The following is a 21,453-nucleotide window of genomic DNA, read 5'->3' as shown; positions in this document are numbered from 1 at the left end:
GGGAGCAACTCAAAATGGGCAATGACGCCAAGTCTGATTGGATTGCGGATCGAGACGGTATGAAGGAGCAGTATCGCGACGCTGCCAAGCTGGCGCGGCGGGCCAATATTTTCCAATACAGCACCGCTTCTATTGGTTGGTTCGATTGGGTCGCAATGCTCGCACACCTGCCCGATAGCGCCAATGTTTTGGAGGTGGGATGTGGTGTCGGTTGGCTTTGGACCGCCAAACAAATGCCTGCGGGGTTGTCATTGACCCTGACCGACCAGTCCGAGGGCATGGTTGCCGAGGCCTTGGCGCGCGTACGAGCGCTCGACCGTTTCCCCAAAGTTGAGGGCCGGACGGCAGACGTTGCAGCGCTGCCTTTTCCCGACACTAGCTTCGATGCGGTTTTGGCGTGTCATATGCTTTACCACGTGCCAGACCCGCAGGGCGCACTGGACGAAATGATCCGCGTCTTGCGCCCCGGTGGCACAATCCTTGTTACAACCAATAGCGAAGACAATATGAGCGAAATGTATTCGCTGGCCCACGCTGCATGGGGCGGGTTGGCGGTTGATCCGAGCGGGGAAAGCTTTGGCATCAAGGCGGCCACCGATGCGATGAAGGCCAGGCTAAAAGAGGTCGAGGTTGCAATTTCCAGCGACGTGCTCAAGGTGACCGACGCCGAAGCGATCGTGGGATCGCTTACTTCCTATCCGCCCGGCGACCGGGCCAGCCAGGCTCAATTGGCCACCCTTCGGGCAATGATCACCAGGCGGATGGCCGAAAACGACGGCATTTTCACTATCGCCAAGCGATCGGGTCTGATCAGGGGCCAAAAGGCTCAATAAAATCCGATAGGAAACCAGCGCAGATACAGGCTCGTCGAGGGCGCCGCTGTTTTCGAGTTTGACCAGTGCCAGATCAATGGCATGGCGTACGGCATCATGATCGGCGTTGACCGCGATGGTCATGCCAGGGCCGAACAGGTCAGGCCTGAAATATGGCTGACCGGCAAAACCGAAACCGGGATTGTCATTAAGCCAGAATGACGCGCGCATGGCATCGCCAAAATAGAGATCGACCTGATTATCCTTAAGGGCGGTCAGGGCCTGAATCTCGTCGCCAAAGGGGACCAGCTTGGCGTCAGGAAGATAGCGATTGATAAAGGTCTGATGTGCGGAGCCCGTGCGCACGGCAATGGTTTTGCCAGCCAATTTTTCGGGGTCAAAGTTGCCGATAGCACCACTAGCGGCGACAAATCGGCCCGGCAGGGCGAGATAGGTCGCGGAAAAGTCAAACCGGTCGCCGTCGGCTGAGGTCATGGCGAGCCCCGCGATCAGGGCATCGCCTTGATTATCTGCCAGAGCATCGGCCGCCTGCGCCCAGGGCCAGGCCTGAACGGTGCAGGCAACGTCGGCTTCGGCGCAAATGCGGCGGGCCAGATCGATATTGAAACCGATCAGGGCGCCACCGGCGTCACGAAAATTGAACGGCGGAAAATCGGCGGTGGTCAGAAATCTTATCGCCGGGATCGGCGTGAGGTTGGGCAGGATTTCACGCGCTGATGGGTCGACATGATTGGGTAACGCTTGGGCTACGGCGGCGTTCAGACCAGCAAGCAGAAAAAACAGCGAGATAAAAAAACGCATCGGGTGGCAGGCCCTGGCCAGTTTAATTGCGCCGGTTATGACGCAATTGTTCAGATTTGGCGAGGGGCGTGAAACCCCGTTCCTGTTGCTGGGGCCGGCGATCAGGTTTGGTCCAGCCCATAGAGCAGATCGGCCAATAGATCTTCTTGGGCTTCGAGCCCGACCGACAGGCGCAGCAGACCCGGGGTGATACCGGTTTCAAGCCGCACCTCTTCACCCAAACGCTGGTGCGTGGTGGTGGTGGGATGAGTAATGATGGATTTGGCATCGCCCAGATTGTTGGAAATCAGGATGATTGCCAGGGCATCGGCAAGCTTGAACGCGGCCTCCTGCCCACCCTTGACCTCAAAGGCCAGCATGGTCGAGCCACCGCGCATCTGGCGCTTGCCCAGTTCATATTGGGGATGATCCTTGTGGTGCGGGTAAAACACACGTTCGATTCTGGGATGATCGGCCAGGGCATTTGAAAGCGCCGTGGCGGTGGCGGTGGCGTGGCGCACGCGCAATGACAGTCCTTCAAGTCCCTTGAGCAGGTTCCAGGCATTGAACGGGGCCAGGGATGGACCGGTCTGGCGGATGAAGGTGTGCACATCCCCTTCGATCAGTTCCTTGCTGCCCAACACCACACCGCCCATGACCCGGCCATGGCCATCAATGTGCTTGGTGGCCGAATAGGCGACCAGGTCAGCGCCCAGCTGCAGCGGCGACTGCCAGATCGGTGTAGCAAAGACATTGTCGACCACCAGCTTGGCGCCATGGGCATGAGCGATGTCAGCCACAGCGGCAATATCAACCAGTTCCAGCGTCGGATTGGTTGGGGTTTCAATAAATATGACTTTGGTATTGGGCATCATGGCGGCTGCGAAATTGGCGGGATCGCGCCCATCGACCAAAGTCGAGGTAACACCCCAGCGCGGCAGATAGTCCTCGACCACAAAGCGACAGCCGCCGAACAGGGCCCGCGCCGCGACCACATGATCGCCCGCTCGCAACTGGCTCATCAGCGCCAAAGTGATCGCCGCCATGCCTGTCGCTGTGCCCCGCGCCGCCTCTGCCCCTTCAAGCAAGGCCATGCGGTTCTGGAACATTTCAACGGTCGGATTGGAAAAGCGAGAATAGATATAGCCCGGATCATCGCCCTTGAAGCGGGCCTCGGCGCCGGCCGAGTCGGGATAAATATAGCCCGAGTTCAAAAACAGAGCTTCAGAAGTTTCCCCGGCCGGGGACCGATCGGTGCCGCCATGAACCAGACGGGTGTCCTGAGACTGTCGGGCGGGATCGCTAAGAGGATTGTTGGCCTTGGTCATTGATATGCCTTCAAACAAAAAAACCGGCCCGCAGAAGCGGCCGGTTGAACGGTCTCTTAGCAATTTGTTTAAAGTGGCTGCAACCAGACCGGCCAAATCACCACTAAATTGATCTAAGACCAATTGGCTCTTGGCGTCAATCGCGTGGGTTGGTATCGCAGGAACGAGTTTTAGTGGGGGCGCCGTCATGAGCACTGAGTACAACTGGCCCAGGGGTGTGTTTCCTGCCCGACTGATCGAGCAGTTGGGATCCATCGGCGCGATCACGACCGGCGCAGCGTTCGATACTGATCAGGTGCAACCGGCCAGTCTTGACCTGCGCCTCGGCAATACGGCCTACCGCGTGCGCTCCAGCTTTCTGCCCGGCCCCTCTCACTCGGTGGCCGAACGGATCGAGGCACTCAAGCTGCACGAAATCGACCTCACCCAGGGCGCTGTGCTGGAGCGCGGCTGCGTTTATCTGGTGCCTTTGCAGGAAAGTCTGGCGCTGCCCGCCGCCGTCAGCGCCTCGGCAAATCCCAAAAGTTCCACCGGGCGGCTCGATGTTTTCACCCGGGTGATCGGGGATCGGGCACGCGGCTTTGACCAGATGCCTGAGGGATATCACGGACCGCTGTTTCTAGAGGTCAGCCCGCGCACCTTTCCGATCCTGGTGCGGACTGGCTCGCGCCTGAGCCAGATGCGATTCAGGTCGGGGGATTCGCGACTTGGCGTGGCAGAGCACCAGGCGCTGCATGCTACCCAGACGCTGGTGATCGGCGGTGACCGCCCGGTTGAAAACGGGGTATCGCTATCAATCGATCTCAAGGGGCAAAGTCGGGACGGCCTTGTTGGCTTTCGCTCAAAACGTCATACGGCGGTGGTCGACGTGGACAAGAAAGCGGGCCTGGACGTGCTCGATTTCTGGGAACCCATCACCAATCGCGGTTCGGACGAACTCATCCTTGATCCCGATGAATTTTATATTCTCGTAAGTGATGAAGCGGTGCATGTACCCCCTGACCATGCGGCCGAAATGGTGCCGTTTGATCCGCTGGTGGGTGAATTCCGGGTGCATTATGCCGGATTTTTCGATCCGGGCTTTGGTCATTCGGCGGCTGGCGGCACGGGCAGCCGGGCGGTTTTGGAAGTGCGCAGCCGCGAAGTGCCCTTTTTATTAGGGCATGGACAGACGATCGGGCGGTTGATCTACGAAAAACTGGCCGAAACGCCTGACCGACTTTATGGCAGCGCATCGGGATCAAACTATCAGGCCCAGGCGCTAAAACTGTCCAAGCATTTCAGGCCCTATCCATAAAGGACGTTAAATTTCTTGCTTGCGCCGCCGAGACATCACGCGTTTTTGAGGCGCAAACAAATAATTATTTCTCGCGAGTAGATCGTCCCAATTAGCGATGGCTTAACAGGCATCCCATTACTGTCGAACCTGAAGAAGAGGTGAGATGGTCCATGGATATAGCAACCATTGCCGGCATTATTGTTGGCGCCGCCGTTATTGGGTGGGCGATTTCGCTCGGCGGCTCGTTCATGGCCTTTGTCGATTTGCCGTCGGTGCTGGTGGTTATCGGCGGCGGGTTTGCGGCCACGGTCATTCGCTTTCCTCTGATGGGCATTGGCCAATCATTGGCGATTGGTGGCCGGGTGGCCTTTACCCACAAGAAGGTTGAACCGCGGGCCCTCATCCAGAAAATCGCCGAAATGGGCGAGCTGGTGCGCCGTTCGGGGCCGCTGGGGCTGGAAGGGTTTGAGGCAGGGGATGCCAATCTGACAAAAGGCGCCATCTACATCGCCGACGGCTATGATCCGGCCTATATCCGTGAAGCTATGGAATTGACGCGCGACCAGTTTCTGCAACGCCTCTCGGAAGGCCAGCGCGTGTTTAAATCGCTGGGCGATGCCGGCCCCGCCTTTGGCATGATCGGCACTATCGTCGGGCTGGTGCAGATGCTGGGTAATATGGAGGACCCATCGGCCATTGGTCCCGCCATGGCCGTGGCACTATTGACCACGCTTTATGGCGCAGTTCTGGCCAATCTGGTGTGCCTGCCGATTGCCGATAAACTGACCGCAAAGCTCGAAGTTGAAGAAATTAACCAGACCTTGATCATCGACGGCGTTCTTGCGGTGCGATCTGGTACCAGCCCGTCGCTGATCCGCGAAAAACTGATCGCCTATCTGCCCGAGAACCAGCACAAGGGTATGCTGGACGAAGCGGCATAGGGGTCAGCGGCATGGCAATGCGCAAAAAAGCTGGCGGCGGCGCGCCCGAATGGATGGTTACTTTTGGCGACCTGATGTCCATTCTGGTGTGCTTTTTCGTGCTTTTGATCTCTTTTTCCATTCAGGACACCAAAAAACTGCAGGTTGTTGCGGGCTCGATGCGCGAGGCGTTTGGTAGCAGCGACAATCGTCGCCTGTCAGGGGTGATCGAGCAGAGTGGCAATCCGGCACGTGAATATGTCAAGGATGCCTCCGAGGATCTCATCGATATGGAAAAAGTGTCCATTTCAAGCACCAAGAGCGACAAGAACCGCATGCAAGGGGTGGAAGCCAACACGTTTGAGGTCGAAAAGAACAATATCGACACCAAGCAGCGCTTCTCGCTGGCCGCCGCCTCCATCCGACAGGCCTGGCAGTCTATGCCCGAGCTGACCACGATTGCTGATAATCTGATTGTCGAGGAAACCCCCGAGGGACTTGATATCGTTATTGCCGACCAGAGAGGCAGCCGCATGTTTCCCGAAGGTGGCAAATATCCGGTCGAAAAAGCCCGCGCCGCCATTGCCGCCATTGCGCCGATATTGAGCCAGTTGGGCAGCCAGGTCAGCATTTCGGGCCATACGGCGGCTGGCTCGCTTTACCTCAATGATCGATATGGGCCATGGGAGTTATCAAGCGACAGGGCAAATACCGTGCGCGCCATCATGGGTGAATTCGGTCTGCCCGCGCGCCAGATCCAGGGCGTTATCGGGCGTGCGGATTCCGAGCCGTTTTTTACCAATGACCCCTATCTGGCGGCCAATGAGCGGGTAAAAATTTCGGTGCTGCACAATGAACCCCCGGTGCCAGCTGAGCTAAGCCCATAGAGGCGACGGACATTTCGTTCATCCCTGCCCCCGCCCGACTAATGGGTAGCCGGCAAAAGTTTTGTCCAACCTGCAGCGGTAGGCAGGAGAATTGACGCATCAAACTATTTGGTTATCATACTAATATGATATTTAGTGTTGATGACGGAGGATGCGGGTGACACGGACAGTTTTGCTGGCAGGCATCTACCACGAGACCCACACGTTTTTGCAGCAGAAGACCGGGTTGGTTGCGTTTGAGCAGGTGGCGCTCAATTTGGGTGACGCGGTCATTGCCAACAATCTGGACAATGGTTCGCCCACTGACGGATTTATCAGCCATGCGTTGGCACAGAAATGGAAAATCATTCCCACCATCCAGATGGCCGCGATGCCCTCGGGTATGGTCGAGCAGAGCGCCATTGAATTTTTCAAAGCCAAACTGTTTGCCGCACTCGAGCGCCATGTTGACGAACTCGACGGTATTTATCTGGTGCTGCACGGGGCCATGGTCAGCGAGGAAATCGACGATATCGAGGGGAACATACTCGCCGAGGTTAAGACATTGCTTGGCCGGGCCGCGCGCACCATTCCGGTGGCCGGCGTTCTTGATCTGCACGCCAATGTATCGGCCAAAATGTTGGACAACAGCGACTGCCTGGTGTCCTACCGCGAAAATCCGCATACCGATGCGCGAGAAGCCGCGATTCGCGGCGCGCAGCTACTCGGTGAACTCATGGATCGGCCCGGCGCGGTTCAGGTGCATCTGCCAACCAAATATGTGTTCCCCCTGTTGGGTTAGGGACCAGTTCAAAGCCTATGGCGGCGGCGCTCGCTGAGGCGCGCGCCATTGAGGCGGCGGACCCGGAGATTTTGTGCATCAATGTGATGGGAGGCTATGCCTATGCCGACATTGCGGACTGTGGATTTAGTCTGAATTGCTGTACGCGCGGTGATCCAGTCAAGGCCAAGGCCTACCTTGAGCGCATATTGACAACCACCGAAAGCTGGCTGACCGAAGCCTATCCGGTCGAAAAGAGCCTCGACATCGTGTTGGCCGACATTGACGCCAATCCGCCAGCCGATGGCCCAATTCTGCTGATTGAAGCGGCGGACAATATCGGCGGCGGCACGCCGGGCGATGCCACCGGCATTTTGGCGCCGCTGCTAGCCAGCGGGCGGCGAAATATTGTGGCGATCATCAATGACCCCGAGGCGGTCGCGCTATGCGACAAAGCCAGACAGGGCGATGATATCGAGCTGTCGATCGGCGCCAAGGTCGATACCCATCATGGCGAGCCGCTGGTTTTCAGCGGGGTCATTGAGCGCCTGAGCAATGGGGCATTCGAGCTTGAAAACCGGCAGTCGCATCTCGCCTCAATGATGGGCACGCATATCGAGATGGGGCCGTGTGCTGTACTACGGAACCAGCAGGCGATTGTGCTTTTGACCAGCCGCAAGACACCGCCGATGGACCTGGGCCAATTACATTCCCAGGGCATTGAGGTGGAAAAGGCCCGCTATGTGATCGTCAAGGCGGCGGTGTCGCATCGGGACGCTTATGATCCGATTGCCGTGCGCAGCTACAACGTCGATAGCCCGGGCCTGTGCACCAGTAATTTGAAGCGGCTGCCATTTGAAAAGCTCGCCGGCAAGCAGATCAGCCTGTAACCGATTCTGGCGCGGCTCGACTTTTTGCCAACCGCGCCAACGAACAACGCAGGTCTGTACCCTCAAATTTTCTGGCTTTGCCGCAGATCGCTTTCCAGCTTGGCTTTGTAAGCGGCTTTTGCCACTTCATCGACTCGGGTGCTTTTGGCAAAATAAATAAATCCAAGGGCACGGCGCGAACGCGTTTTTGAGCGGTTCGCCCCAGCCCAATGGATGATTTTGGAATCATGGAGCAGGAAGGTGCCCGCGCCACCAGGGAATTTGACTGTATTGGCCTTGTCGTCGTCAGTGCCGAAATCGGTTATTCCCTGTGAGAAACCAAGTACGCCCGAACGCCCATGGGGCCGAAACGCGTCAGCCTTGTGCGATCCGCGCACATAGTGGATGCAGCCGTTTTCCTCGTCGACCGGTTCAAGCGCCAACCAGCCGGTTACCGCCTTTGGCGGGGTGAGGTGGAAATAATAACCGTCCTGATGTGGTGGTGTGCCCTGCCCGATGCCGGCGGGCTTGTTGAAATATTGCAGGTTGACCGGATTGACCTCCTCACCCAGCACCGTTTCGGCCAGGGCGCGAATGGTATCGGTTTCAATCAGATCGCGAAAATAATCGTCATATTTGAACATATTCTGCAGTTGCTTGAGGCTGGATCGGTCGGACCTGTCCTCAAAATAGACCTCGGTGTCGGGCATTTTTGGGACGCATTGGGCAATATAGCGATCAAGCTCGCTACTGATTTCAGTCATTTTGGTGGCATCGAACAACGGCTGGCGGGTGATATAGCCGTCGCGGTCAAAGTCGGCTTTGTCAGTGTCGTTTTGCTGGGCAAGCGCTGTCATGATGGCTTCCTCCTCCAAATATAAGTCGTTGGATTTCATAAAAGCGTCATGTGGCGGCTGCGTCTTGTGTGATGATCGGGAGTAAAATAGGATTTCCGACAAATCAGGCGGAATTTCGGCGCAATTTGTTATGGAATATGATCTTGATCCAACATCGTTGGTGTTGCGCGATCACCGTTTCGGTCGGTTCGACCGACGTCTGCGGATTGGTCCGGTCGTGTGGTCGTTCCATGATCTGCTGTGGATTCATGAGGGCAAAGCGCACATTGAATTTACGCAACTGGGCACCGGACTGGATCTGGTGGCGCCGGGAGGGGTGTTGATCCTGCCCAATACGCAGTTTGAGGGATCAGCGGGCGCAGCGTTCGCAACCGCCTCGATCTGTCATTTCGAGGTGCCGCAGGCCGAGGGGCATCAGTTTGGGGGGCCGGGAATTTTGCTACCGCACAAGGGAGAGTCGCTGCATTTGCAAAACCAGATCCGGCTTGCCCTGCAATTGGCGCGGCGAGCCGGGGCGGCGCCACTGGGGCGCCGCCAGCGACTATTGGTCAGCATATTGGATGGGTTTGATCTCTCGCATGGCGTTGAGCAGGTCGAAAATTTTACCGATAAAGACCGTCTGGCGATGGCTTGGGACGTGGCCGCCCGTTCGCTTGGCAAGATGCGTTCGCTCAGTGATGTCGCGCGCACCCTGGGCATTGGTGAAAGCGCATTGCGCACGCTTCATCGCACAATATGGGGCACTTCGGCGGGCGAATATTTGCGCGAATTGCGTTTGCGCAAGGCCGAGGAACTGCTTGCAACCACGGGATTCGGGCTGGCCGAAATTGCGCAGGCGGTGGGCTATGGACATCCAGCGACGTTGAGTGCTGCGTTCCGGAAATCGCGTGGCAAGACACCGGGGCAGTATCGGCAATGGTCCAATCCTTTTGCCTAAGGGGCATCTAATGAAGATCATCAAGGACATTATCGTCTACCAGAATCCGCAGCCGCTGCTGGTCAGCCGTCAGGCTGTGTTTCCAGGGGTGGCGCAACTGGATAATGGCGATCTGATTGCGCTGTTTTCGATCGGACAGGCGTTTGATTCTGCCGACCAGCGCGCCTATTGCTGCCACAGCGTCGACAATGGGCGGCATTGGACAGCGCCCGTGGCGCTGCATGAACATGATTATGGCGCGGTACAGCATTCGGAAACGCTTAAACCATTAGTATTGGATGACGGCACGCTTATCGCCACCGGTTACGCCTTTTTGCGTCCCGACGCGCTGACGCCGATTGTCGACGAGCAGACATTTGCGGTGCTGCCGATGCACAACAAAATCAGTTTCTCCACCGATGGCGGGCAAAATTGGACGGTACCGAGCCGTATCGACATCGAGGGCAAGCCGCTTGAAATGTCCGGGCCCTGCATTCAGTTGGCATCAGGGCAGAATCCTGGGTGCGGCAGCACCGTTTCATCTCGGGGCGAGCGGGCACGAAGGGTGGATCATTTGCAGCGACGATGGCGGCAAAAACTGGTCGAAGCTGTCGGTATTTTTTGCCGCGCCTGGCGGCACGATCGCCGCGTGGGAATGTCGATTGTGCGAAACAGCGCCCGGGCAAGTCGCGGTGCTGTTCTGGGCCTATGACAATGTCAGCAAGATCAATTTGACCAATCGGCTGGTATTGTCGCGCGATGGCGGCGCGCATTTTGGCGCGCCCATCGATACCGGAATATTGGGACAGGCGTCCAACCTTATTGGCTGGCGGAATGGCGAAGTGCTCACCATTCACGCGCATCGCGAGCCGCCCGTCGGGCTGGTCGTGCGGCGCAGCATACTCAGCAACACGGGTCTTAACGTGCTCGAAACGCTCGATCTATTTGCCGATGCGCATTTGGGCAGCGATTCAACCGACATCCGCAAGCAGTTCGGCAGCCTCAAATTCGGTCAACCATCATTGCTCCATATGCGCAATGGCGAGGTGCTGGCGACCTGTTGGCTGGTCGAAAACGGCCAACACGTCATCAAGTCGTTTATCGTCGAAATCTAGACGGTTCTGGAGTCTGAAAATGTCCGTGGCGCCGCCGTTCTCCACAGTTGCAGTTGCACAAATACCGATTGAGCAGACCGACTATGACAAGATGCGGCGCCTGCCCTATCTATTCTTGTCGAGCACGTTGACCGGGGCGGCAGCGCTGATCCTGGTTGGAGCGCCGATGACGCTATTTGCGGCGGAGTTGGGCCTGGAAGCCGACAGGATTGGGCTATTGGGCGGCCTCATGCCATTCTTCCAATTGCTGGGCATCGCGTTCCTGCCGCTGATCATGCGGTTTGGCTGCAAGCGTGTCGCCAGTACGGCGCTGACCATTCGCTACCTGTTCCTGTTGCTGTTCTTGCTGGCTCCGGGCTTTTTTGGGGCGCCGGAAGTGGTATTTTGGCTGCTATTCACGGCGATGGCGCTTTTTTCGCTGTCGCGCACCATCGCCGAAGCCGCCTATGTCCCCTGGTCGCAGGAATTCATGCCGCGCTTGGTACGCGGGGCGATCATGGGACGATTGGCGATGGCCAGCCTGCCAATTGCCTTGGGCATTTCATTCGGGATCAAATTGTGGCTCGACAGCCGGGTGGGGCTGGATCGATTCTTGCCGGTGTTTGGCATCGGCATCGTGGTGGGGTTGATTGGCGCGCTCAGCCTATTGGGCCTTGGTGGTGGGAAACCCGATCCGCAGGGCGTACGCGGCATGGCCGCCATGGCCAATCTCAAGGCCCCGCTCAAGGATCGCAATTTCCTGATTTTCCTGTTTTCCTCGGGTACCCAATATTTGATCGTGACGGTCATGGGCGTATTTTTGCTGCTGTTTTTCAAACTGCGATTGTCGCTGGCATCTGGTGAGTTGATATTTTTGTCGACGCTTATTCCGGTCGGCGCGGCCATTGGCAGTCTGGCGACAGGATGGATCGTTGATCGATATGGCGCGCGCGGCATACGCATTACATTGCAGGTCGCCCAAGTATTCCTGCTGCTCAGTTTTGCACTGATGAGTCCGGACCTGCCCGGTGTCACGATAATTGCGGCGCTGATGTTTGCAGCATTTGGCTTTATGGCGTTTGGCTCGATAACGGCGGGTAACGTCTATCTGCTTAATTACGTGCCGCCGACCAACAAGGAAAGCTATACGGCGCTGTCCTATAGTGTTGACGGGATAGTTGGCGGTTCGGCTACGTTCGGCGCGGGTTTTTTGGTGTTCTGGCTGGAAAAATCACAACCGCAGGTGCTTGGCATTACGCTGGGCAGTTATGAAACACTGTTTGTCCTGTGCGCGATGATCCTGTCGGCGTCGCTGGTGGCCTTTGCATTCTTGCGCGAGGAAGGAGGCACCGGCGTAAAGGATTTCATCAGCCAGTTTTCGACGGGCAATTCGCTGCAGGCGCTTTGGGGCGTGCACCGTTATGGACATCTTACCTCGGAGGAGCGGCGGCGCGAGCTGACCTATCGCTTTGGCGGCACGCGCAGCGCGCTGGCCAAGGAGGAATTGTTTGAAGCGTTGCGTGATCCCAGCTTTGACGTGCGCTATGAGGCAATCCAGGCGCTGGGTCATTTGCCCAAGAGCGCTCGCGTTGTCGCTGAACTGGAAAACATGCTGTGCTATCATGGGCTTGTCGAGTTGCAATATGCGGCGCTAACGGCACTGGGGCGACTACGTTCAGACTCCAGTGGCGAGCAGATCATCCAGTTTCTCGAAGACCCCAATCCGATCCTGCGCGCACGCGCCACCCGTTCATTGGGCGAAATCCGCGATAGCGCCTGCCTGCCGCTGATCCGCGCACAACTGCAACAGGAGCCCGAGCTTGATTGCCGGTTGGCGGCGGCATCGGCGCTGGGCAAGCTGGGTGATCGCGACAGCGTTGAGCCACTACTGGCGTTCTATTGCCAGCTGGTGCACGATGATGTGGATATTGCGGGCGAGCCGCGCAGCAAGGTGGTGCTGCTGGCCGTGGCCAAAATTCTGGATTGCGAGGAGTCATTTTCGCAGGACTGGCGGCGCGAAGAAAAATTCGTCGGCTTCAGGCTGCCGAATCTGCTCAATCGCCTTGCCGACACGCTGCGACGGCTGTCCGACGAGGGTGCGCAAAACCAGCGCAAACTATTGCGCCAAGTGGCGGCGGAGTTGGGCGGCGGCGATACGCAGACAGCGTTCAGAGCACTGCAGAATTTACGCCCCTACATCGCCAACAGCAAACATCCCAATAGCACCATGGTGCTTTCGGTCATGGATACGACGCGCCTAATCCAATCGCCGCACCGGGCCTTGCTGGTTTTGCTGTGTATTGTTATGCGCCCGGTGCTAAGGCACCGGCTCAAGGGCTGAGCCGCACCCAGTGCAGGCACATGGCGTCGGGGGTACCGGCATAGTAGCAGACCATCGCTCCGCCGTCGGGCGTGGCTTCGGCATAGGGTAGGCCAAAGTTCCACAAGCCCATTTCCGCCAACAGTTCGCCGGTAGCGGCCGCCTGGGGGTTGGGGTCGCCCTGATCGTGCAGACTTATTTCACTCGTGAGCAAAAAGGGCGCGTTTATATTTTCGGCTACGCGCATCTGAATTGACGCGCGATCAAAACGATCTACCCAAGGCAGCAACACCCGCCCGTCCAGCAGTACCGCCGGCCGTCCAGCTTGATCGGTAAATCCGAGATCCTGGGGAGCGGACCAGCTACGCCCGCCGTCCGTTGTGACGCGGCGATGAATGTTCAAATAGTGGTTGGCGGGCTTATCGTAGGTCCAGGCGAAGCTGGCAATCTGGCCATCGGCGGCAACTGCGCAGCGCAAATCCCAGTTGAAAATATTGCCCGTCGGATCGACCGCGACGTCGAACGGCGCCGACCAGTTGTTGCCCTGATCCTTGGACCGGACAAATACCGCCTTTTGCATCCAGGGGCCGGCGTCGAGATAGGTCTTGTTGGTTTCGATACTGAGCAACCATGTGCCATCCGGCATTATCATCAAGGGATTGGTCAGGCTGGGCGGTCCAAGCTCATCGGGCAACGGCACTTGCGAAAATGGTGACCAAGTACGACCATCATCCTGCGAACGCGCCAGCAGAATAGCCATTGGCAGGCAACCCTCGGTTTCGGGGTTGAACAGGGGTTTGTCAGGAAAAGCGTCGCGATCGACCCACATGACGGCGGCCACCAGGCTCGTCGTTTGGCATCGGCGTCAGATAACAGATATTAAGGCTCCCGGCGTGGCCACCAATCGTCAGGTCGTCAAAGGGGAAAGCTGGCACACCCCAGCTGCGACCATTATCGGTTGAACGGGCAAAACCGATCCGCTCGTCGGCGCACTCCTTGGCGGCGCCCTGTCGCCAACAGGCCAACATGTCGCCATTGGCAAGGCAGGTAATGGTCGGGAAGGTCATGGCGGCATGATCTGTGCCCGGCTCGGCCTTGGAGAGTATCCCGCGGGCAGAAATTTGCATGGTCATGATGTCCTATTGGCTCAGCGCTGCGGCTTACCGGGCCAATCCATCAGCAGGGCTGTGTGTTTTTCTGCGGCCTCGGCTTTGGCACGATCCTTGAAGATGCGCACGATGCATTGGGGTTTGGTGCGATCAATCGCATCGTAGACGAGATGATAGCCGGTCTTGTCCATGATCGGGCCGATCCAGCCGGCGCAATGGTCGCAATAATGCTGCATGGGGGCGGCGTCATTATCGAGCACCTTGCTCAGGCTGGGGCAGACATTCATGCGAAGCTCCAGACGATCGTCGTGCAGATCCAAATCCATATCGCAATTTTCCTCGTCGCGGATATGAGACCAATATTCATGCATACCCGCCAGGCCCTTGGTCTGGAACAGTTCGAGCGTATGCCGCTCCTGGTTTTTACTGATCTCAAGCCAATATTGCTCCAGCGCCTCTCGTCCCTGGGTGGCAAGAAACTTGAAAACCTCATTGTAAAACCGCGGGAAGTGATCGCTGGGAATCATGTACGCCTCCGTATGATCTGGCGACACGCGCCCGGTGCGGTAATTTCTGTATCAATGGCAAACGGCGTGCCGGCGGCCATGGCCTCGTTGGTCTTGATGGTCTGGTCGCAGAAATGAGGCGACACGGCCCCCGTGAGCTTGAGAACATGGTGGTAGGCAGTGCAATGGCGCACCGTCAGCACGATTTCGTCCGGCGTTATCTCGATGGAAAAATCAGCGTTCTCGCGCTCGAAAAAATGCTGCCAGTGGTGGGCGATTTCAGCACGGTCGCCGTCAAGAAGATGTTGGCGCAGGTCGGCATAGACGTCGCGTCCGACCCTGGCGAAAATATCGTTCATCACCGCGGTGCCATAGTGGGCAATGATATAGTCAATCGTTGTGTTGGTGGCGCCGTGAAAGTCCAGATGCACATTGCCTTGCTCTTGGTAGCGCATCGGCGTTTTGGTCTCAGGCATTTGTTGCTCCTGTATAGACCTGCTCGCCGCCGATAATCGTTGCAGCGACGTCCAGCGTGCCGGGCCGTAGCACGGCGAAATCAGCACGCTTGCCGATTTCGATACTGCCGATTTCTGCCTCCATCCCCAAAACCCGGGCCGGGGTCAGGCTGCTGGCATGGGCGGCCTGGACCAAACTCTTGCCAGAATAATCGAGGTAGTTTCGCATGGCCTCGGCGGGGCTCAACGACGAACCGCACAGGCCTCCATTGCGGTCGAGAACGGCTTTGCCCGGCGAGGCTAGTTACCCAATATCCGGGATAGAACTCAAACTCAGTGGCGCTGCTGCCGGCATATTTGTTGGCGTCGGTTTCCAGAAAAACCCGATTTGCCGGGAGGTGAGACAGGGCCTGCACCAGCTTTGGGTGAACGTGAATGCCATCACAAATCAGGCCAAGCGCGATGGATGGCTCGGCAATCAACGCGTCGGTGAGCGAAAAGATCGGTACGCCATCCGTGCGCGGCGGCAATGAAGGCATGACATTATACATGTGGGTGACCGCATCGATGCCCCACTGGGCATAGCGGGCAATATTTTCTGGTCGTGCCTGACTATGGCCAAGGTGCACCGACACACCGGCGCCCTTCATCATGCCGATAAAGGCCTCTGCTCCTGGCAGTTCGGGCGCAATTGTTACGGCCTTGAGCTTGCCGTCTGCGGCGCGCAACATCGCGTCGGCCAAATCGGTCGTCGGCCGTTGCAGGTTTTGGGGGTTATGGGCGCCGGGCGCGCCAAAACATGGCCCTTCGCTGTGAATACCCAAGGCACGGGCCCCGCTCGATACTACGCATTCGCGGGCCAGGCGCGCCAGCACGTCGGTCAGTGTGTCTCGGGGCAGGCAACTTATTGATGGCAGGAAGCCCGTAACGCCGTGAGCCGCCAGCAATTGACTGTTCTGGCGCACGCAATCGGGGTCGACGTCATTATAGAGATGGTCGGCAAAACCATGTTGCAGCAGATCGATGATACCGGGAAACAGGATCTGACCGCTCACATCGATCTGTTGCCAATCGGGCCCGGTTGGTTCATCAGTCGAAATCATCGCCGCGAAGCGACCATTTTCGATCAGCAGATCTTTGTGGACTGCTCCGTCCGGGATAATAATGGTTGCGTTGGTCCACCGCTGCATGACTTGCGTCACCTCACCCGTCCTACTATGTTATCATATTAATGAAGTAGGTTGACGATTCAAGGACAAATCATGGACGCGGCCTGTGTTTGTATATCGGGGGCAACTCACGGCATTGGTTTTGGCATAGCCGAAGCCTTCGCCAGAACCGGCGCCCGATTGGTCATCAATGCCGAGCGGCCCGATAGCGCGGCACTGGCGCGGCTCAACGCGTTGACAGAATGCCATTTCGTCCTGGCGGATCTGTCGAGCGTGGCAGGGGCGCGCAACTTTATCGAAGAATCACACGACAGACTGGGGCGGCTGGATACACTGGTCAACAATGCAGGCACGTTTCAGGATGTTGATTTCCTGGATCTGGAAGAAGCGCAATTCGCCAAGACATTTGATCTGAACGTCAGGGGCTATCTGTTTGCAGGCTCAGGCATTTGCGCGGCGGGTCAGCCCGGATCAGCGCAACGCCAGCATTATCTGTGTCGGGTCGACCAATTCAAAAGCCGCCGAGAAAAACAGCGTCATTTACGATTCATCGAAAGGAGCCGTCCTGATGCTGGTGCGCTCGCTGGCGGTTAGCCTGGCGGAGCGAGGTATCCGCGTGAACGGCATCGGGCCAGGCATTGTGGAAACACCATTGACCAGGGCGGGACTGGATCAAGGCGAGGTGCGCCAAATCCTTAAGCGACAAATACCGCTTGGGCGAATTGGCGAGCCCGAGGACATTGGTGGGGCGGCCGTCTTTCTGGCCTCGCCACAGGCGAGTTACATTACCGGACAGATGCTCTATATCGACGGCGGCATTGTCGCCAACCAAATGTCATGGGAAAGCCCGTCTTGAACACCACACTGGTGCCACGTCACCTGCAATTGCGCTCCATGCTGTTTCGTCGTTGGAAGACTGTAGGCGTCAAGATCGGCGACCGGATCGAATCCCAGAATGACATCGTCAATTTCTGCGGCTTCTCGCTGATTACCGTGATCAAGACGCTCAAGGACCTTGAGGCCGAAGGTGTCATTCGCCGACAGGTCGGCAAAGGCTCGTTTCTTGTCAAAACCCCATGGGCTGCGGCGCACTGGCGCATTGGCATGTTTTACAATCGCGACATTGTGGGCGGCGGCATTTTTAACAATGAGTTTTACACCAAGCTGGTCGTGGCGTTTGAAAAGAGCGTTGTTTCTGATGGCCATGAGTTCATTCTCGGCAGCTTCACGCACAAAGTGATGCCGATCACCATGTGGGACGCGCTTGATGCTGTTGTACTGACCGGCATTACCAGCGAAACCTCGGCCGACGCTCTGGCAAACACATCCTCACAGATCAGCGTGATCGACACGCGCATAGAGGGGTTGGCGGTTCATTCCTATCGCCTCGATTTTGAGCCAGCCATTCGCGCGGCCTTTGGCTATTTTTCAGCTAAGCCACATCGCTGGCTTTATCTGGATAGCGAGATCGCCTCGCCCGAGCAGACCGCCCGGCTCAGCGCGTTCAAAAAGGCGCACGAGGAATTGGGGGCAAATCAGCGGGTCCAATATATCAACGTCAATCAGGAATCCGGCTTCAACGATACGGCCGGGCTGATTGGTGCACTCGAAGAATTCCGGCCCAATATTGTTTGTGGCTACGTGCCCCATGGCTGGCACGATCTGATCAACCAGCATTGTTCCAACCGACCCCAAATCTATGGCTATGCCCTGGGGTTCGATGAACCAGGATTTGTCTGCAACACCCGAGCCTGGATGGATCAGATGATCCCCAGCCTTCAGGCGAATCTGGAAAACAGGCAGGCAGAGCCCGTGCAACAGGTTTTTCCCGCCACGTTTAATCCCTAATCAATCCCAGAGGTATCATGCTAAAAATCATCAACGAAGGCGCCAAGTCCGACCTGCCGTTTTCTCCGGCAATCGTGGCAGGCGAGTTCATGTATGTCTCGGGCCAGGCCTCGGTTGATGCAAAGTCCGGCGCGATCATTGTTGGATCATTTGAAGACGAGATGCGCCGCTCGATTGCCAATCTCAAAGCGATCCTTGAGGCGGGCGGCTTGAGCCTTGACCACGTCATCAATGTCAAATCCTATGTCGCCGATCAGGATGATCTGGCGCAGTACAATGAAATTTACGCCGAGTACTTCGCCAAGCCATTGCCGACGCGCAGCACCATCATCGGGGTGCTGGGCACCAAACTTAAATTCGAGCTGGATTGCGTTGCCTATGTGCCGAGCACGCGGCAAGCAGCGTCATAGGGCGGCCATGAATGCAAAAAGCTGATCCATTTCCATGGGCAGCTTTTCGTGGGCGTAATCGGGATAAGTCACCATTTTTTTGGCGGCGGTGAGCTTGTTGTAGGCGGCATACTGGGTTGAGGGCGGGCAAACTTGATCCGCCAGGCCGATGCGCCACAAAACCTCGCCCCGCACACGCTCGGCAAGGTGTTGAATATCAATATAACCCAGCGCACTGAAGACCTCGGCCTCGCGTTGGTGCAACGGATCAAAGCGGCGGAACCACTCGGACAGTTCAAGATAGGCGTTTTTGGCCTGATCCATTTCCCAGACACGCCGATAATCGCTCAGGAATGGAAAGACCGGCGCCAGTTTGGCGACCTCCGGTACAAGGGCAGAACAGGCGACCGTCAAACCGCCACCCTGGCTGCCGCCCCAGACGCCGACCCGGTCCGCATCAACCTCATCCATGCCCATGACCAGCCGCGTGATCTGGGCGGTATCCAGGAAAATATTGCGAAACAGCAGTTTTTCCGGCGCACCCTGCAGCGCGTCTTCCAGGCCGCGCACGATGTGGCCGCGCAATGTATTGCCGCGTACAATGCCGCGATCCTCGGACAGGCCACCCTGCCCCCGACAATCCATGCCGATATAACTAAAACCCTGCGCGGCGAAGGCAAGCATCGGGCCAGCGGCCCAATCCCCAATTCGGTCCGCATATCCATGAAACTGCACGATAGCAGGATGGGGATTGGGCGCGTCTTTGGGACGAACATATTTGGCATGAATGCGGGCGCCGCCGACTCCGGTAAAATAGAGGTGGAAGCAATCGGCAAAGCTGCATTCAAATTCTGCAGGCACCAGTTCGACGTCCGGGGTGACTGCCGCCATTTCCGCAAGACCGGTGGCCCAGAACTTATCAAAGTCGGCAGGTTTCGGATTGCGTCCGGCATAGCCTGGGAGCTTATCAATGGACAGGTCAAATGTTAATGGCACTTTGCAGTCTCCAGATCGTCGAATCAGTTTTTCAGAAAAAGGTGAGCATGGCGTCAATGACATCATAGCCATCATCAACGACTGGTATACAGTGCCATTTGTCAAAGGCGGTGCAGGGATGGGAAATACCAGAGCCAATCATGTCACCAACCTGCCAATCCATCCCTTCGCCCAGTCGGACATAGGCGTGCTGGTCGTTGGTGTTAAAAATTTCAGCTTTTCCGACGTCGAGGAAACCGACGCCGGGACGATAGCGCTTGATCGGCAGGGGCAGACCGGCGTCAAAAGGAATGTCGCGCTTTCCCATGGTCAGAAATGCCAGACCGGGCTCGGGTATCGACTGCACATAGGACCAGGCCTCCAGCGCCGGCTGGAAAGCGGCATTCCAATGCCGGTTCGGATCGCGTCGCGCGGCTTCCTGCAAATTGTGATAGGCCCCATGGTCGTTGGTGACATAGCAGCCGCTGCGCAAAACGATGCGGGTGGGCACTGCAAGGTCAAGCTTGGCAAATCGGTCGGCAATCATGTCGAAATAGGCCGATCCACCGCCACTCATGATGAATTGGTCAAGCTTGGCGAAGGCTTCCGGTGGGAGGGCTTGGGCGACCTTTACGACAAAATCGGCGAAGTCGCTCACAGGGTTGGAGCCCTGATCCAACCCCGGCAATGCACCCTCGAATGCGGATAGGCCGGCAAATGCCAACTGGTCGGCGTCGCACTGACGAATGGCAGCTTCAAGCGCCAGTGCAGTATCAAGATCACGCACGCCGGTGCGCCCGCCCTTGGCACCAATTTCGATCAACAGGCGCACTGGTCGCCGCAGTTTTTTACCGGCCAGATGCTGTTGCAGCTGTTGGAGTTGGTTGCGGGAATCGAGGAAACAGTAGAACTCGAAGTCTGGATCGCCCGCCAAAAGCTGCGCGATCATGGCAATGTTCGTCTTGCCAACGAGTTGATTGGCCAAAATAATGCGCCGCACACCGAAGTGGTGCATGGTGTGCGCCTGATTGGCTGTTGCGGCGCTTATGGCCCAGGCGCCATTGCGCAACTGCTCATCAAAAATCTGTGGACACATGGTGGTCTTGCCATGCGGCGCCAGCGACAGGCCACGCTGGGTGAGGTAGTCCGCGAACAAATTGGCGTTGTAGTCCAATGCACTGCGCTTGAGCACCATAAGGGGCAGCGGCAAATCCTCGGCCAGGACATTCCAGCGTTTTAGGCCGACATCAGCGAGTTTGAAGGGACTGGCGGTGCCCGGAAGACCTTTGGTGCGCCCGTCCAAAATAGTGCTGGTGATTTCGCTAAGGTCGAGCATCACAGTTTATCAAAGGCCGACAATAATTCGTCGGCGTAATTTGCCAAGGCGATCACGTCCGCGCCGACATTGATGAGATTATAGCCCATATCGACATAGTCGCCCAAAACGTCTGGACCACCGACAGTGGCGGCAATCTTGCCGTGTTTGCGGGCCACCTCTGCCACTTTCTTGCGCACCGACTTGATATCGGGATGTTGAATCTGGCCTGGAATGCCCAGAGCCACCGAATAGTCGCCAGGGCCAAAAAACAGCGCATCAACGCCGTCAAGTTCGGCAATCCGATCGAGATCGTCAAGCGCCTCTGGGTCTTCGATCTGATGGCACACAAAGCGTTCCTGATTGGCGGTGGCCAGATAGTCGAGAAAGCTGACGCGGGTGAACATGGCATCATTGTTGCCGCCGTCGACGGCGCGCTTGCCGACCGGGGCAAATTTGGTGAAGTCGCGCACCATGGTGGCATCGGCCAGATTCATCACATGCGGCACGATCAGGCCGGTAGCATCCATTTCGAGGGGGCGAATATAGTCCGAATAGCTGCCGCGCGCGACGCGGACCAATGTATCGACATCATAGAGTTTTGCGGCGCGGATCTGATTTTCGATCTGTTCGAAACTGGCCGAGGTATGCTCCATGCACAGCCAAATGGCATCGGGCTGGGCCGACGCAAACACTTCGGCGACCTTGGCATCGCTGGTATTGAGTTTGAGAACACGGGCGACCTTGCCCTCGCGGATGGTGCGCAGAACTCGACTGGGTCGCATGGCAAATTGGGTTGCGGGCCCGGCGGTGTAGGGTTGAGCAGACGTCATGATAGCCTCAT

24 protein-coding genes, 1 pseudogene and 1 riboswitch are annotated in these 21,453 nt (G+C 57.3%); of the genes and pseudogenes, 14 read left to right on the top strand and 11 right to left on the bottom strand.

Annotation, left to right across the window (positions count from 1 at the left end):
* Positions 1-14: 14 nt before the first annotated feature.
* A pseudogene (locus tag PSQ19_RS18865) lies at positions 15-530 on the top strand (class I SAM-dependent methyltransferase); the annotation flags it as partial.
* Between the two features lie 84 nt (positions 531-614).
* On the opposite strand, the gene PSQ19_RS18860 reads toward PSQ19_RS18865, so the two are convergent.
* Positions 615-1,634, bottom strand: coding sequence for a transporter substrate-binding domain-containing protein (locus PSQ19_RS18860; protein ID WP_282219014.1), 1,020 nt, complete (start codon positions 1,632-1,634; stop codon positions 615-617).
* Between the two features lie 101 nt (positions 1,635-1,735).
* Positions 1,736-2,941: an O-succinylhomoserine sulfhydrylase gene (gene metZ / locus PSQ19_RS18855; protein ID WP_282219013.1), complete on the bottom strand. Its 1,206-nt coding sequence runs from the start codon at positions 2,939-2,941 to the stop codon at positions 1,736-1,738.
* Positions 2,942-2,977: 36 nt separating this feature from the next.
* A riboswitch (SAM riboswitch) is annotated at positions 2,978-3,055 on the bottom strand.
* A gap of 73 nt (positions 3,056-3,128) precedes the next feature.
* Here metZ and PSQ19_RS18850 point away from each other — a divergent pair.
* The 5 genes from PSQ19_RS18850 (at position 3,129) to PSQ19_RS18830 (ending at position 7,677) form a co-directional block, all read left to right on the top strand.
* Positions 3,129-4,238: a 2'-deoxycytidine 5'-triphosphate deaminase gene (locus tag PSQ19_RS18850; protein ID WP_282219012.1), complete on the top strand. Its 1,110-nt coding sequence runs from the start codon at positions 3,129-3,131 to the stop codon at positions 4,236-4,238.
* Positions 4,239-4,390: 152 nt separating this feature from the next.
* Entirely contained in the window at positions 4,391-5,161 is a 771-nt protein-coding gene (locus PSQ19_RS18845) for a motility protein A (protein WP_282219011.1), read from the top strand.
* A gap of 11 nt (positions 5,162-5,172) precedes the next feature.
* The gene (locus PSQ19_RS18840) at positions 5,173-6,027 is read left to right on the top strand and encodes a flagellar motor protein MotB (RefSeq protein WP_282219010.1); all 855 of its coding nucleotides are present in this window, start codon (positions 5,173-5,175) and stop codon (positions 6,025-6,027) included.
* A 157-nt stretch (positions 6,028-6,184) separates the two neighbouring features.
* Positions 6,185-6,808 (top strand): M81 family metallopeptidase, encoded by a 624-nt coding sequence (locus PSQ19_RS18835; RefSeq protein WP_282219009.1) that lies wholly within the window; start codon positions 6,185-6,187, stop codon positions 6,806-6,808.
* A 17-nt stretch (positions 6,809-6,825) separates the two neighbouring features.
* On the top strand, positions 6,826-7,677 hold the full coding sequence (locus tag PSQ19_RS18830) for a M81 family metallopeptidase (protein ID WP_282219008.1): 852 nt from the start codon (positions 6,826-6,828) through the stop codon (positions 7,675-7,677).
* Between the two features lie 62 nt (positions 7,678-7,739).
* Here the strand turns inward: PSQ19_RS18830 and PSQ19_RS18825 are convergent, their stop codons facing one another.
* Positions 7,740-8,513 (bottom strand): phytanoyl-CoA dioxygenase family protein, encoded by a 774-nt coding sequence (locus tag PSQ19_RS18825; protein WP_282219007.1) that lies wholly within the window; start codon positions 8,511-8,513, stop codon positions 7,740-7,742.
* Positions 8,514-8,643: 130 nt separating this feature from the next.
* Between PSQ19_RS18825 and PSQ19_RS18820 the strand changes: the two genes are divergently transcribed.
* The 4 genes from PSQ19_RS18820 to PSQ19_RS18805 are packed head-to-tail and all read left to right on the top strand — an operon-like array spanning position 8,644 to position 12,864.
* Positions 8,644-9,450: a helix-turn-helix transcriptional regulator gene (locus PSQ19_RS18820; protein ID WP_282219006.1), complete on the top strand. Its 807-nt coding sequence runs from the start codon at positions 8,644-8,646 to the stop codon at positions 9,448-9,450.
* Between the two features lie 10 nt (positions 9,451-9,460).
* Positions 9,461-10,141 carry a sialidase family protein gene (locus tag PSQ19_RS18815; protein WP_282219005.1) on the top strand — a complete coding sequence of 227 codons (681 nt, stop codon included), beginning with the start codon at positions 9,461-9,463 and terminating at the stop codon, positions 10,139-10,141.
* On the top strand, positions 10,122-10,544 hold the full coding sequence (locus tag PSQ19_RS18810; protein WP_282219004.1) for a hypothetical protein: 423 nt from the start codon (positions 10,122-10,124) through the stop codon (positions 10,542-10,544). The genes PSQ19_RS18815 and PSQ19_RS18810 overlap by 20 nt, the downstream gene beginning before the upstream one ends.
* Before the next feature lie 19 nt (positions 10,545-10,563).
* A complete protein-coding gene (locus PSQ19_RS18805; protein WP_282219003.1) occupies positions 10,564-12,864 on the top strand; it encodes an MFS transporter in 2,301 nt (766 codons plus the stop codon).
* Here the strand turns inward: PSQ19_RS18805 and PSQ19_RS18800 are convergent.
* The 5 genes from PSQ19_RS18800 to PSQ19_RS20110 are packed head-to-tail and all read right to left on the bottom strand — an operon-like array spanning position 12,854 to position 15,142.
* Positions 12,854-13,672, bottom strand: a complete 819-nt coding sequence (locus tag PSQ19_RS18800; RefSeq protein WP_282219002.1) for a sialidase family protein — start codon at positions 13,670-13,672, stop codon at positions 12,854-12,856. The genes PSQ19_RS18805 and PSQ19_RS18800 overlap by 11 nt on opposite strands.
* Positions 13,644-13,970 carry a sialidase family protein gene (locus PSQ19_RS18795; protein ID WP_282219001.1) on the bottom strand — a complete coding sequence of 109 codons (327 nt, stop codon included), beginning with the start codon at positions 13,968-13,970 and terminating at the stop codon, positions 13,644-13,646. The genes PSQ19_RS18800 and PSQ19_RS18795 overlap by 29 nt, the downstream gene beginning before the upstream one ends.
* Before the next feature lie 20 nt (positions 13,971-13,990).
* On the bottom strand, positions 13,991-14,479 hold the full coding sequence (locus PSQ19_RS18790) for a hypothetical protein (RefSeq protein WP_282219000.1): 489 nt from the start codon (positions 14,477-14,479) through the stop codon (positions 13,991-13,993).
* On the bottom strand, positions 14,476-14,934 hold the full coding sequence (locus tag PSQ19_RS18785) for a hypothetical protein (RefSeq protein ID WP_282218999.1): 459 nt from the start codon (positions 14,932-14,934) through the stop codon (positions 14,476-14,478). The genes PSQ19_RS18790 and PSQ19_RS18785 overlap by 4 nt, the downstream gene beginning before the upstream one ends.
* A complete protein-coding gene (locus tag PSQ19_RS20110) occupies positions 14,927-15,142 on the bottom strand; it encodes an amidohydrolase family protein (RefSeq protein WP_407649046.1) in 216 nt (71 codons plus the stop codon). Before PSQ19_RS20110 ends, PSQ19_RS18785 begins: the two co-directional genes overlap by 8 nt.
* Before the next feature lie 1,033 nt (positions 15,143-16,175).
* Between PSQ19_RS20110 and PSQ19_RS18775 the strand changes: the two genes are divergently transcribed.
* From PSQ19_RS18775 to PSQ19_RS18760, 4 genes are read left to right on the top strand one after another with little or no spacing between them, the layout of a single operon-like run.
* Entirely contained in the window at positions 16,176-16,676 is a 501-nt protein-coding gene (locus PSQ19_RS18775; RefSeq protein ID WP_282218997.1) for an SDR family NAD(P)-dependent oxidoreductase, read from the top strand.
* Positions 16,570-16,938 (top strand): SDR family NAD(P)-dependent oxidoreductase, encoded by a 369-nt coding sequence (locus tag PSQ19_RS18770; protein ID WP_282220752.1) that lies wholly within the window; start codon positions 16,570-16,572, stop codon positions 16,936-16,938. Before PSQ19_RS18775 ends, PSQ19_RS18770 begins: the two co-directional genes overlap by 107 nt.
* Positions 16,935-17,930 (top strand): hypothetical protein, encoded by a 996-nt coding sequence (locus PSQ19_RS18765; protein ID WP_282218996.1) that lies wholly within the window; start codon positions 16,935-16,937, stop codon positions 17,928-17,930. The genes PSQ19_RS18770 and PSQ19_RS18765 overlap by 4 nt, the downstream gene beginning before the upstream one ends.
* Positions 17,931-17,947: 17 nt before the next feature.
* Positions 17,948-18,340 (top strand): RidA family protein, encoded by a 393-nt coding sequence (locus PSQ19_RS18760; RefSeq protein WP_282218995.1) that lies wholly within the window; start codon positions 17,948-17,950, stop codon positions 18,338-18,340.
* On the opposite strand, the gene PSQ19_RS18755 is transcribed toward PSQ19_RS18760, so the two are convergent.
* The 3 genes from PSQ19_RS18755 to PSQ19_RS18745 are packed head-to-tail and all read right to left on the bottom strand — an operon-like array spanning position 18,335 to position 21,442.
* Positions 18,335-19,315 (bottom strand): acetylxylan esterase, encoded by a 981-nt coding sequence (locus PSQ19_RS18755; RefSeq protein WP_282218994.1) that lies wholly within the window; start codon positions 19,313-19,315, stop codon positions 18,335-18,337. The genes PSQ19_RS18760 and PSQ19_RS18755 overlap by 6 nt on opposite strands.
* A 31-nt stretch (positions 19,316-19,346) precedes the next feature.
* On the bottom strand, positions 19,347-20,630 hold the full coding sequence (locus PSQ19_RS18750; RefSeq protein ID WP_282218993.1) for an amino acid deaminase: 1,284 nt from the start codon (positions 20,628-20,630) through the stop codon (positions 19,347-19,349).
* Entirely contained in the window at positions 20,630-21,442 is an 813-nt protein-coding gene (locus PSQ19_RS18745) for an HpcH/HpaI aldolase family protein (RefSeq protein ID WP_282218992.1), read from the bottom strand. Before PSQ19_RS18745 ends, PSQ19_RS18750 begins: the two co-directional genes overlap by 1 nt.
* Between the last annotated feature and the right edge of the window lie 11 nt (positions 21,443-21,453).

Source organism: Devosia algicola (assembly GCF_028816455.1).
GTDB classification, from domain to species: domain Bacteria; phylum Pseudomonadota; class Alphaproteobacteria; order Rhizobiales; family Devosiaceae; genus Devosia; species Devosia algicola.
Note: the sequence above shows the minus strand (reverse complement) of the source record. Positions and strands in the feature narration are given on the sequence as shown.